The sequence below is a fragment of the Pantoea sp. NPDC088449 genome, from assembly GCF_044753225.1.
Classification (GTDB): Bacteria; Pseudomonadota; Gammaproteobacteria; order Enterobacterales; family Enterobacteriaceae; genus Pantoea; species Pantoea floridensis.
This window is the reverse complement of record NZ_JBIVMT010000001.1, coordinates 1,840,877-1,853,019: the sequence shown is the minus strand read 5'-3', so window position 1 is coordinate 1,853,019 and position 12,143 is coordinate 1,840,877. Positions and strand designations below refer to the sequence as shown.

Here is a 12,143-nt window from a genome sequence, read left to right as displayed (position 1 = left end):
ATGAGAAAGGTTCAGTCTAATCAGCACGCTGCGTCTGCGCTACTCATTTATGAAGGCGCTTAGCCTTGTGTGACAAGGGCATGCACCGTGGCGCGCGCGCCCTGATTCACTAACTGCTGATAGAGCTCGGTCACACGGGTGACAAAGGCGGTGTGCTGCAGCAGATCGTCGCCGAACACCGCCTTCAGCCCCAACAGCGCTTTGACGCGCGCTGCGCCTTCCTCACTGTTGGCCACGATGTCCGCCAACCGATCTTTCAGCGGATCACGGATCTCAATCGGCGCGCCTTGCTCGTCCACACCGCTGACATAGCGCATCCAGCCAGCTACACCCAGCAGCAGATAATCGCATGAGGTGCCGTTGCGCAGATGCCAGCGCACGCTATCGAGCAAACGCTGCGGCAGTTTTTGCGTGCCGTCGGTGGCGATCTGATAAGTGCGATGCTTAATGGCGCGATTTTCGTAGCGTGCAATCAGTGAGTTGGCATAGGCCTCGAGATCGACGCCTTGCGTACGCAGCGTAGGTGCCTGATCCTGCAACATCAATGCACGTGCCGCCTGGCGATAGCTGGCATCAGCCATGCAATCGCTGATGTGGTCGTAACCGGCAAGAAAGCCAAGATAGGCGAGGAACGAATGGCTACCGTTCAGCATGCGCAGCTTCATCTCCTCAAACGGTAATACGTCGCTGACCAGCTCCGCGCCGGCGTTTTCCCAGGCCGGGCGACCGTTTACGAAGTTGTCCTCAATCACCCATTGAAAGAACGGTTCGGCTTCCACCGCCACTGGATCGCGGCTGCCTAAACGTGCGCTCAGCGTGTCGAATGCCGCATCGGTCATGGCCGGAACGATGCGATCCACCATGGTTGAAGGGAACGTGATGTGCGTCTGGATGTAGGCCGCCAGTGCCGGGCTATGGCGCTCCGCCAGCTGAGTCACCACATTGCGCGTGACGTGGCCGTTTTCCGGCATGTTGTCGCATGACATCACGCTAAACGGCGGTAGATTACGTTCACGACGGCGAATAATCGCCGCCAGAATCAGCCCCGGTAACGAACGTGGTGCCGTTGGATGTGCGAGGTCATGCACGATATCCGGATGATCGGGATTCAGCTTGCCGCTGGAGGGCATATAGCAATAGCCTTTCTCGGTCACCGTCATCGAGACAATTGCCACTTCCGGCTGGCTCATGGCTTCAATCACCGCCTCAATGCCGTCACTTTTGCCGTGCAGCGCCTGCGTCACCACGCCAATCACGCGCGTGTGCAACGTCTCATCGGCCATTTCCGTCAGCGTGTAGAGCAAATCCTGCTGACGCAGCGCCTGAATCAGCTCGCCGCTGTTGAGATTCACTTCACAATAGCCCCAGTCGCTGCCCTGTGCGGCCAGTTTATCGGTCGCAAGCGCCTGATGCGCACGATGAAACGCACCAAAGCCAATGTGCACCATACGGGTTTTGAGTTGTGTGCGATCGTAAGAAGGGCGTTGTACATCAGCGGGGAGGCGTTCAAGCTCTAACATAATCATTCCTTTTAGCAAATGGGGCGCTGAGCGCCCCACGAGAATTACACCGAAACTGGTTTGTTGTTGGCCTTGGGTTCACGAATCACCAGCAGCACCAGCAGGGCACCGACACCCGCCACTGCACCTGCCAGGATAAACGCACTGTCGAATTTACCCGAGTGTTGTACGATGAAACCGGTGACGACAGGGCCGATAACGCCTGACAAGCTACCAATCAGATGGATAAAGCCGCTGATACTGCCGACACGGCTTTTGTGCACCACGTCCTGCACGATTGCCCAGTAAATCGCGCCGGTGATGTAGAGGAAGAAGATGGAGATCGACATCATGATCACCGCCGAGTTGACCTCTTTTATCGTACCTGCCAGCGCTACGCAAATAGCGGCGGCAGTAAGTGAAACCACCAGCACAATTTTGCGTGATAGCAGCAGTTTACCGGTGAGGTTGAAAATCTTATCGGAAATCCAGCCACCCAGCGCCAGTCCCACGAAACCGACAATCCACGGGATCATGGTGGTGATGCTCATCGCTTTGATATCGAGGCCATGCGCCTGCACCAGATACGCCGGGAACCAGCTCAGGAAGAAGAACAGAATGTAGTTGTAGCAGAAGAAGGCAAACGCGGTGACCAGAATGATCGGCTGGCGCAGGTAGAAACCCAGTCCGTGCGCGTTGCCGCTCGGGTCGATAACGTCAGCCGGTTCTTCGGCTTTCAGTTTTTCCACCAGCGCACGCTCTTCTGGGGATACGCGTTTACTTTTCGCCGGGTTATCTGCAGCAAAGAAGAACCACAGCGCCAGCCACACGAAACCAATTGCGGCGATGACGACAAACGCCGGACGCCAGCCGAACGACAGTGCCAGATAGCCGACAATCGGCCCAGCAACAGCGCCGCCCAGCGGTGAACCCGAACTCAGTAAACCCATCGCCGTCGCGGCTTGTTTTTTCGGGAACCAGCCGTTAATGGCCTTGTTCGCCGAGGCAGAAATCGGCCCTTCCGCCATGCCAAACAGCACGCGCAGAATCATCATTGACCAGAAGCCGGTTGCCATGGCGGTCAGGCCGCAGAACAGTGACCACATGCCGACGGCGGTGCCGAGTACGATGGTCGGGCCGAATTTATCGGTCGCTAAGCCACCGATAAAGTTGAAAAGGGCGTAACCAAAGAAGAAGCTGCCGAAAATCATGCCGAACTGTTCGGCGTTAATCGTCAGGTCTTTTTCCACCAAAGGTACGGTCAGCGAGAGGGCGATACGATCGAGGTAATTGATCATAAACACCAGGAACAACAGCAGTACGAGGGTCCAGCGCAGGTTCTTAAACATAGAAACTCCGTCATCGTCATTTTTTATAGTAATAATGCCGGCGGGTTATGACCGGCATGGGGACACCTGGTGTGCGGGTTAACTTAACCCATTTGTAGGATCACTTTGCAGCAGGTGCGGGGATCTTTTTCGAACAGCGTCATGGCTTGCTCAACGTCCGCCAGCGGGAAATAGTGTGTTACCAGCTTTTCCGGCTGGATCTGACCTTGCTCAATCCACTCAATCACCTGTGGAAAGCGATTGCTGTTGAGGCGAGAGGTGAACAGCGACAGCTCTTTACTGGTGAGACTTTGCTGCGTAATGCTGCAAGGTTCGCCGGAGAAGCCGAGCAGACCGATGCGCGCCGCAGGTGAGGCGAGAGCCGCGGCTTCAGCGAGAATAGACGGATGGCAGGCGGCATCAATAATCAACGTGGGTTGCACACCTTCAAGCTGGGCTGCTAGGGGGATTTCGCTGTTGTTAAACACGCCATCGGCACCGTTTTCCTGCGCCAGCGCCAGACGCTCCGGCAGACGATCGACCACCAGCACCTGCTCGACGTCGTAAACGCCTTTCAGCACCTGAATAGCGGTAAGGCCCATCGGGCCGGCACCGTAGATCAGCGCCACGTCGTTCGGCTGTGGTTTGAGAAAGGCGGTAATGTTGGCGGCAATGGTGAAAGGCTCAACCATGCTGGCAAGTTTATCGGGAACGCTATCGGGCAGACGGTAGGCATTTTTCGCCGGTGCCACCGCATACTCACTAAAGCCACCGTCGCGATGTACCCCAATCACCTGCAGCTCTTTGCACACATTAGGGCGGCCAATAGAGCAGGGATAGCAGTGACCACAGCTCACCACCGGATCGACAGCCACACGTTCACCAATGCGATTGTTTGCCACGCCATCACCTACGGCATCAATCAGGCCAAAGAATTCGTGACCAATCACGCGCGGATATTTCGCAAAAGGATTATGCCCATGCCAGATATGCACATCGGAACCGCAGATGCTGGCATATTGCACTTTAACGCGTACTTCACCTGCAGCGGGCTGCGGCAGCGGGCGCTCTGCCAAAACCAATTCACCGGGTTGTTCAATCACCACACTTTTCATCATTTACTCCTTGCCTGCTGCCAACCTAAGTTGTGAAGCCGGCATCAATGGGAAAGCAATGCTGAAAAAATACGCGCACCAATACTACCATACAAGTCGGCGTTGCAGAGTTGTGAAGAAAGTCACAGAGCGTGAAACAGGGAGAGATGATTGCAGTGCGTAAGTTGTTCCATCACTCAGGAACTCTTTTACAGGGACGCCATTAATGGCGATCGTGATATCAAGGCAGGCTAAATGGTGCCGTTGAAAAAGACAAAACCCGCTCAGGTTTCCCTGAGCGGGTTTTTAAATTTGGCTCCTCTGACTGGACTCGAACCAGTGACATACGGATTAACAGTCCGCCGTTCTACCGACTGAACTACAGAGGAATCGTTTGAACGGGGCGCATATTAACGAGCAGGCTGCACCTTGTCAAAACTCTTTTTCACAATTTTTTCTGACTGCTGAATAAAGCGTCAATTCCAGTGTTGATACTGCTTTAAAGCCGAAAAATAGCGCCAGCCGCAGCCGTATTTGTGATGGTTATCACCAATGTTATGCAAAATTACATTCTGATTTGTCGTTTTTGTCAGATACCTCGCATGCATGATCACAGATATTTCATTTCGTCGTTGTCGGGCCAAAAAGCGAAACATATATTCCATATCACTTGATACTCGAACGAACGCAGGAATCATCATGAACAAAGTCAGAATCGGTATGATTGGCAGTGGATATATTGGTCGTTGTCACGCGATAGCCTATGCGCAGGCCCCCACGGTTTTTGCCCTGAAAGGAGAAATCGTGCGTGAAATGCTGGCGGAAGTGAGTCCAGACCTGGCCGCGAAACAGGCGGCTACCTTTGGCTTTGCGCGATCTACCGGCGACTGGCGCGAGCTGGTACGCGATCCCAACATCGATGTTGTTGATATCTGCGCGCCGAATTTCCTGCATAAAGAGATGGCGCTGGAAGCAATCCGCAACGGCAAGCACGTCTATTCCGAGAAACCGCTGTCGCTGTCGGTGGCGGATGCGGAAGAGATGGTTCAGGCGGCGCAGCAGGCCGGTGTGAAAACGCTGGTCGGCTTCAACTACATGAAGAATCCCACCAGCCAGCTCGCGCGCGAGATTATTGCTCGCGGTGAAATCGGCGATGTGGTGCACTTCTATGGCACGCACAATGAAGATTATCTGGCGCGTCCGGAAACCCCGCTCGACTGGCACTGCCAGAAAGCGCTGGCAGGATTGGGCGCGCTTGGCGATTTGGCCGCACACATTGTCAACATGGCGCACTACCTGGTTGGCGATATTGATGAAGTCAGTGGCGATATGATGACGGTAATTCAGCAGCGCCCGGATCCGAAAGATACTTCGCGCCTGTTGCCGGTGGAAAACGAAGATCAGGCTAGCGCGCTGCTGCGTTTCAAAAACGGTGCGCACGGTGTGTTTGAAACATCGCGCATCGCCTGTGGCAGTAAAATGGGCCTGACCTATGTGGTTACCGGCACCAAAGGCACGCTGCGCTATACCCAGGAACGCATGGCCGAGCTGGAGCTGTATATCCATGATGAACCGGCAGGGCGCCAGGGATTCAAAACCATTTTGACCGGTCCTGCGCATCCGGACTACGCCAATTTCTGCGTCTCAGCCGGGCACGGCATCGGATTTAACGATCAGAAGACCGTTGAGATTCGCGATTTAATTAACGGGATTGCGGCAGGCGATCGTATGTGGCCCGATTTCGCCGAAGGATTACAGGTGCAGAAAGTGTTGGAAGCCGTGGCTGTTTCAGCGCTGGAACGCCGCTGGATGAAGGTGTAATGACGAGATTTATGCCAAATCGTAGCGGCGCAATTTATTGCGTAATGCTCGTCAGTTAAGCGTGAATGGGTCACCATAAATGGTGCCCCTACATGGATATAACCGGCTTTTCGTAGGGTGCGCATTCATGCGCACCTGCATAAAAAGGCTTTTTTGCTTAAGTGAGCGGCATTACGCATTTATTACGCCGCTACGGTAATGTGCGTTAAGCCAGCAACGGGCACTGCGGTGGTAAACGACAGCTCAGCGCACCCGGCATCACTTCAATGTCAAACGCGCTGCCGCTGAGCGGTTCACCATCCAGATTAAACGTCATTTCATGCGGTGAGCGAATGGTCAATGACTGCAGCTGCGCTGAAACGATATTCGGATTCTCATCATCACGCGTCAGCGAATGCAGCAACGTCGGCAATAACTCTTGCGCGGTGACGATGCTCAAATTCAGTTGCCCGTCATTAATCAGCGCATCCGGGCAAAGCCTTTGGCCGCCACCCGCCTGACGCCCATTACCAATCCCAATCACCAGCGCATCGCCCTGCCAGTTGAAACCGGGGCCGCTAATTTCACAGCTGTCCGGCTTCAGGGCATCCACACGCATCAAACCGTGAATAAAGTACGACACGCCGCCCAACGCTGATTTCAGCTTTTCGGGCGTTTCGGTGGTAATACGGGTGCCAAAACCGCCGGTCGCCATATTGATAAAATAGCGATTGCCGTTGACGCGCGCCAAATCAATCGCGGTAGCTTTTCCTACCAGCGCCAGCCGCAGCGCCGGCTCCATACCTTCCGGAATACCCACGCTGGTGGCGAAATCATTGGCGGTACCGAGCGGTAAAATACCCAGCGCCGGGCGCTGCGGTTCCGGCAGCTGTGCCAGCGCCGTCGCCACTTCATTAATCGTGCCATCGCCGCCGCCCGCCACCACGGTTTCTGCCTGCAAATCGACCGCTTCCTGCACATAGCGATCGCCATCACCCTTTTCGAACGTGACGCGCACCGCCAGATTAAAGCCTTCGTCACGCAGCGTTTGCACCGCAGCGCGCAAATCTTCATTACCTGCGCCTTTCCCATTGAGGATCAACAGCGCCAGCGGTTTATTTTGCATGATCAGTTCCTTGATGCCAGAGAAAGAGAAGTGGTTATAGCATAGCTGCGGCGAGAACTTTATCGGCGGGCGATGAAAAAAGAAAACCCGCACGGGGGAGCCGGGCGGGTGAATGAGGTGGTTCCTGTTACAACCTGCTGATTATTGTTACTCGTTAGCAGCAGGCGGGATTCTAAAGCGGGACGATGCGGCGGTCTGTGATCCTGTTCTAACTTCACCGCTTTCTTTTCATTATGTGCGATTTTTGCCGTGCGGATCGTAAGTGCTGTTGCCGTCGGTGAAGTTACGCAGCAACAGGGCAAAGGACAGATTGACCGATTCTGGCACCGGGATCCAAACGCGATGCCCATCGCCCGGAGCAACGTCAACCGCCGCGCCTTTATCATTCTGCATGCTTTCGAGTCGGCAGTTGAGATTGCCTTCCGGCGTCATGATCTCCACGGAATCCCCCAGCATAAACTTGTTTTTTACCGCAATCTGCGCCCAGTCACCGCGACGTTCACCGGTAAATTCACCAACAAACTGCTGGCGCTCTGAGATAGAAAATCCGTTTTCGTAGTTCTGATAACTGTCATGGGTGTGACGACGCAGAAAACCTTCGGTGTAACCGCGATGCGCCAGACCTTCCAGCGTCTCCAGCAGCGCGGGATCGAAAGGTTTACCCGCGGCGGCATCATCAATGGCACGCCGATAAACCTGGGCGGTACGTGCACAGTAGTAGAAGGATTTGGTGCGGCCTTCAATTTTTAATGAGTGCACGCCCATTTGGCTTAGCCGTTCAACGTGTGCCACGGCGCGCAGATCTTTGGAGTTCATGATATAGGTGCCGTGTTCGTCCTCGAAGGCACTCATCATTTCACCCGGGTTTTTCTTCTCTTCCAGCATGAATACGCGATCGGTATTAGCGCCGAGGCCGAGCGTTGGCGCCTGCACGTTGACCGGCTCATGGAAGCTGACAATATTACCGACCTCATCCTGCTTACCTTCTTCCACTTTGTATTCCCAGCGGCAGGCGTTGGTGCAGGTACCCTGGTTCGGGTCGCGCTTATTGAGGTAACCGGAGAGCAGGCAGCGACCGGAATAAGCCATGCACAACGCACCGTGCACGAAGATTTCAATCTCCATTTCCGGCACCTGCTGGCGAATTTCGGCGATCTCATCCAGCGACAGTTCACGTGACAGAATGACGCGGGTTAAACCCATTTGCTGCCAAAACTTCACCGTCGCCCAGTTCACCGCGTTGGCCTGCACTGACAGATGGATCGGCATTTCCGGGAAGGCTTCACGCACTAGCATAATCAGGCCAGGATCGGACATGATCAGCGCATCCGGCTGCATCGCCACCACCGGCGTTAAATCGCGGATAAACGTTTTAAGTTTGGCGTTATGCGGGGCAATGTTGACCACCACGTAGAATTTCTTACCCAGCTCATGAGCTTCATTAATGCCCGCAGCCAGTACCTCATGGGTGAATTCATTATTACGTACGCGCAGGCTGTAACGGGGTTGCCCGGCATAGACCGCGTCAGCGCCATAGGCAAAGGCGTAACGCATATTCTTCAGCGATCCCGCTGGAGAAAGCAGTTCAGGTTTAAACATGGAATGTCTCACTGATGTCAGGTCAGCATGCCATCGTGGATGGCAGGTGCAGCGGCCGCGTCAGGCGGCCCTGCAAAAGGTGGGGAATTGTAGGCAGGGCCACACCCGATGTAAATTGACCTGGATCAATGTAACCCGTTGCGGGCTACAACAAGCGGCAAACGTCCGCTTCCCAGCGATAACCCATACCGTACACCGCGCGGATAAACGGCTGTTCCGCATCCAGATTTTCCAGCTTACGGCGCAGGTTTTTAATATGGCTATCGATGGTGCGATCGGTGACCACGCGATAATCATCATAGAGGTTATTTAGCAGTTGCTCGCGCGAAAAGACTTTTCCCGGCTCCAGCGCCAGGGTTTTCAGCAGACGAAACTCGGCGGGCGTCAGTTCCAGTTGCTGTTCGCGCCAGCTGGCCTGGAAACGACTTTCATCAATGTGCAGAGGCGATGCCTGTTGCGCCTCCTCCGGCGAGCGTTTGACCCGGCGCAGAATGGTTTTAACGCGAGCCACCACTTCACGCGGGCTAAACGGCTTGCAGACATAGTCATCGGCGCCAATTTCCAGCCCAAGCAGGCGGTCGATCTCTTCGGTACGCGCGGTAACCATGATGATCGGTAGCTCAGAGAAGCGGCGAATTTCACGGCACAGCGTCAAGCCATCGCGGCCTGGCAGCATCAAATCCAGCAGCATCAGGTCAGGTGGCGTTTGCTGTACATAGTTCAGCACCTCGTTGCCATCAGCAATATGGTGCGTGCGGTAGTTGGACGCCTGCAGATAATCAATCATCAGCTGCGCCAGTTTGGGCTCATCTTCTACGACAAGGATCAGAGGATCGCTATTTTCCGGGCTCATAAGTTGCGTCTAGTGAGGAACATACGGCAAGTTTAGCCTGATTTGCAGTCCACCTAAATCAGAGTGATCTGCACTGATGCTGCCGTTATGCGCTTCAGCGATATTTTTACATATCGCCAGGCCAAGCCCAGAGCCGCCGCTGGCGCGATTGCGTGAACTTTCGGCACGGAAAAAACGCTCAAATAGTTTTTCCTGATGAGCAGGATCAACACCCGGTGCGCTATCCGCGCAGGTCAGCTGCCAGTAATCGCCCACCTGCTGCATGCTGAGCTGGACCACGCCGCCAGCATCGGTATAGCGCAGGCTGTTTTCCAGCAGATTAGTGAACAGCTGCATCAGGCGGTCGGGGTCGCCAAAACTCTCCGCCTGAGGAGGAATGGCCAGATTGAGGGTTAAACCGCGGCTGCGATAGCGTTCGCCAAAGCTGCCCGCCACCACTTCCAGCAGATTCACTAAATCTACCGGCTGCTTGCGATAAGCAAGAGCGCCCGCGTCGGAGAGCGACAGCTGATGCAGATCGTCCACCAGCTTGGTGAGTAGCGAAACTTCACTTTGCAGCGAGCTAATAGCATCGGGCGTGAGTTTGCGTACGCCATCCTGCATCGCTTCCAGTTCACCGCGCAGGATCGCCAGCGGGGTACGCAGCTCGTGGGAAATGTCAGCCATAAAGGCGCGGCGGTTGCTTTCGTTCTTTTCCAGCGAGCTGGCGAGCTGATTAAAATCGCGTCCTAACTGGCCCAACTCATCACTGCTGCCCACTTCCACGCGCGTGGCGAAATTGCCCGCCGCCAGATGATGCGTGCCATCCACCAGACGTTTCACCGGCGCCAGCAGGCCGCGTGCTAAGAGCCAGGTAACCAGCGCCGCCAATAATCCCGTAAGCGCGACAATCATCCAGCTGGTGCGCCGCTGTTGCTGATCAAAATTAATATCGGTGCTGCGCGTCAACCGTTCGGCAGGTGAGGCAATCACCCAGCCGACAATCTTACCGTTGCTGAGGGTGATGTTACGCCGCGTGCCTTCCGGCGGCACCGGCTGGCGCGGGCCGGATAATACTTTATATTGCTGATCGATAATCCAGAATTGTGTGCGCCAGCCGTGTGGCGGTAGCTGATTGCTGCTGCCGGGATTCTGCTCTAATGAGCGCAAAATCGAGAACACCAGCCGATCATTGGTGCGCAGAAAATCCCAGTTGCCGTGCTGCTCATATTGATCGGCCAGCGCATCGCTCAGCAAGGTTAAGCGCTGCTCGTTGCCTTTTTTGATGTAATCCACAAAACCATGTTCAAAGCTGAGACGTACGCCCCAGTGCATAGTGATGATCACCAGCATGCAGGTAGAGAAAATCGCCGCAAACAGTTTGGCGCCAATGCCCAGTTTTACCGGCCGTTTCATCCTTTACTCCTGCTTCTTAAATCAACGTTTTTACTGACATCTTTTGGCACCCGCCAGAACACCAGCGCAGGCAGCACAATCACCAGCGCCATGCACAGATAGGTGTAGATGAATGTCTGATGGGCGGCCGCGCTATCGGTAATGACGCCATGGCCGAAGGCCCCGAGCAGTAAACCGGCAACGGTGACGCCAATACTCATCGATAGCTGCATAATCATTGAAAGCAAACTGTTGCCGCTGGAGGCGAGATCGTCCGGCAGCTCTTTCAGCGTCAGAGTATTCATGGAGGAGAAGCGGATGGCATTGACCATACCCTGGAGTAACAGCACCACCGGCAGCAGCCAGATCCAGCCGAGCAGCGCCACCAGCGGGAACAGCAGCACCACCAACGCCAGCGCGATCGTGGCACCCACCAGCGCATGGCGATAGCCGAATATATTCACAATGCGGACCACTACGCGTTTCGTCCCCATATTGCCGAGCACCATCGGAATCATCATTAAGCCGGCGTGGAAAGGGCTGTAGCCAAGGCCAACCTGCAGGAAAATCGGCGTCATAAACGGCAGCATGCCGCTACCGATGCGCCCGGTAAAACTGCCGAGCAGCCCAATGGAATAGATGCGGTTATCGAACAGTTTCAGGCTGAAGAGTGCGTTGTCATTGTTGCGGCCATGCATCAGATAGAACAGCAGGGAAAACACGCCAACTAAAATCAGTAAGCCGAGCAGCAGTGGGGAACCGCCCGAACTGCGCTGCCCGTCGAGCGCCAGCGTCAGCGTTGCCATGCCTACCGCCAGCAGCACAAAGCCGAGAAAATCGAAGCGCCGCGTTTGCATGGTGTAATTGGGCATCAGCGTCAACGTGGCAATTGCGCCAATGATGCCAACCGGGATGTTAATCAGGAAGATCCAGTGCCAGCTGGCGTACTGCACCAGAATACCGCCCAGCGCCGGACCGAGTAGCGGACCAATCTGTCCCGGCGTGGTGACAAAAGTCATCGCCGACATGTATTGCTCACGCGGCACGATTTTCATCACTGTTAATCGCCCAACCGGCACCATCATTGCGCCGCCAATGCCTTGCACCACGCGCGCCATGATCAGCTCATCAAGCGTGCTGGAGAAGGCACACAGCAGCGAACCAATACTGAACAGCACGATGGCGCAGAAGAAAATATTGCGCACGCCAAAGCGGTCGGCCAGCCAGCCGCTGATGGGCAGCGTCACTGCGACCGTCAGCACGTAGGAGACGATGACCGAATGCATATTTAGCGGGCTGACGTTGAGATCGCGCGCCATCGAGGGGATGGCGGTATTTACGATGGTGGTGTCCAGCGCCTGCATAAAGAAGCCAAACGCGACGATCCACAGCTGCCAGCGCACGGTAGCGTTTTTGGTGTCCACTGAATCTCCTCTGTTATACGGTCACCATAAATGGCGTAATGCTCGT

Annotated in this window: 9 protein-coding genes and 1 tRNA gene; 1 reads left to right on the top strand and 9 read right to left on the bottom strand. The window is 55.1% G+C overall.

The genetic code is table 11. From position 1 onward, the window contains the following. Positions 1 to 59 precede the first annotated feature (59 nt). The 4 genes from ACIP6T_RS08780 to ACIP6T_RS08765 all read right to left on the bottom strand — a co-directional run bounded on the left by ACIP6T_RS08780 (position 60) and on the right by ACIP6T_RS08765 (position 4,310). A complete protein-coding gene (locus ACIP6T_RS08780; RefSeq protein WP_097096688.1) occupies positions 60 to 1,520 on the bottom strand; it encodes a mannitol dehydrogenase family protein in 1,461 nt (486 codons plus the stop codon). Between the two features lie 44 nt (positions 1,521 to 1,564). Further along, positions 1,565 to 2,848, bottom strand: a complete 1,284-nt coding sequence (locus tag ACIP6T_RS08775; protein ID WP_097096689.1) for an MFS transporter — start codon at positions 2,846 to 2,848, stop codon at positions 1,565 to 1,567. An 83-nt stretch (positions 2,849 to 2,931) separates the two neighbouring features. Continuing rightward, positions 2,932 to 3,942, bottom strand: coding sequence for a Zn-dependent oxidoreductase (locus tag ACIP6T_RS08770; protein WP_400456437.1), 1,011 nt, complete (start codon positions 3,940 to 3,942; stop codon positions 2,932 to 2,934). A 292-nt stretch (positions 3,943 to 4,234) separates the two neighbouring features. Then, positions 4,235 to 4,310 (bottom strand) — tRNA-Asn (locus ACIP6T_RS08765). 310 nt (positions 4,311 to 4,620) lie between these two features. Here ACIP6T_RS08765 and ACIP6T_RS08760 point away from each other — a divergent pair. Next, positions 4,621 to 5,742 carry a Gfo/Idh/MocA family protein gene (locus ACIP6T_RS08760; protein WP_097096691.1) on the top strand — a complete coding sequence of 374 codons (1,122 nt, stop codon included), beginning with the start codon at positions 4,621 to 4,623 and terminating at the stop codon, positions 5,740 to 5,742. Positions 5,743 to 5,947: 205 nt separating this feature from the next. Here the strand turns inward: ACIP6T_RS08760 and yegS are convergent, their stop codons facing one another. The 5 genes from yegS to mdtD form a co-directional block, all read right to left on the bottom strand. Beyond that, positions 5,948 to 6,847, bottom strand: a complete 900-nt coding sequence (yegS, locus tag ACIP6T_RS08755) for a lipid kinase YegS (protein WP_097096692.1) — start codon at positions 6,845 to 6,847, stop codon at positions 5,948 to 5,950. A gap of 231 nt (positions 6,848 to 7,078) precedes the next feature. Continuing rightward, positions 7,079 to 8,446, bottom strand: coding sequence for a tRNA 5-hydroxyuridine modification protein YegQ (gene yegQ, locus ACIP6T_RS08750; RefSeq protein ID WP_400456434.1), 1,368 nt, complete (start codon positions 8,444 to 8,446; stop codon positions 7,079 to 7,081). A gap of 145 nt (positions 8,447 to 8,591) precedes the next feature. Beyond that, positions 8,592 to 9,299 (bottom strand): two-component system response regulator BaeR, encoded by a 708-nt coding sequence (gene baeR, locus ACIP6T_RS08745; protein ID WP_097096694.1) that lies wholly within the window; start codon positions 9,297 to 9,299, stop codon positions 8,592 to 8,594. A 9-nt stretch (positions 9,300 to 9,308) separates the two neighbouring features. Beyond that, positions 9,309 to 10,694, bottom strand: a complete 1,386-nt coding sequence (gene baeS / locus ACIP6T_RS08740) for a two-component system sensor histidine kinase BaeS (RefSeq protein WP_400456432.1) — start codon at positions 10,692 to 10,694, stop codon at positions 9,309 to 9,311. Beyond that, positions 10,691 to 12,097: a multidrug transporter subunit MdtD gene (gene mdtD, locus ACIP6T_RS08735; RefSeq protein WP_097096696.1), complete on the bottom strand. Its 1,407-nt coding sequence runs from the start codon at positions 12,095 to 12,097 to the stop codon at positions 10,691 to 10,693. The genes baeS and mdtD overlap by 4 nt, the downstream gene beginning before the upstream one ends. Positions 12,098 to 12,143: the final 46 nt, after the last annotated feature.

Bases quoted from the DNA above. Each gene is read 5' to 3' on its own strand.
- ACIP6T_RS08780 (WP_097096688.1), bottom strand. From the start codon at position 1,520: ATGTTAGAGCTTGAACGCCTCCCCGCTGATGTACAACGCCCTTCTTAC.
- ACIP6T_RS08775 (WP_097096689.1), bottom strand. From the start codon at position 2,848: ATGTTTAAGAACCTGCGCTGGACCCTCGTACTGCTGTTGTTCCTGGTG.
- ACIP6T_RS08770 (WP_400456437.1), bottom strand. From the start codon at position 3,942: ATGAAAAGTGTGGTGATTGAACAACCCGGTGAATTGGTTTTGGCAGAG.
- ACIP6T_RS08760 (WP_097096691.1), top strand. From the start codon at position 4,621: ATGAACAAAGTCAGAATCGGTATGATTGGCAGTGGATATATTGGTCGT.
- yegS (WP_097096692.1), bottom strand. From the start codon at position 6,847: ATGCAAAATAAACCGCTGGCGCTGTTGATCCTCAATGGGAAAGGCGCA.
- yegQ (WP_400456434.1), bottom strand. From the start codon at position 8,446: ATGTTTAAACCTGAACTGCTTTCTCCAGCGGGATCGCTGAAGAATATG.
- baeR (WP_097096694.1), bottom strand. From the start codon at position 9,299: ATGAGCCCGGAAAATAGCGATCCTCTGATCCTTGTCGTAGAAGATGAG.
- baeS (WP_400456432.1), bottom strand. From the start codon at position 10,694: ATGAAACGGCCGGTAAAACTGGGCATTGGCGCCAAACTGTTTGCGGCG.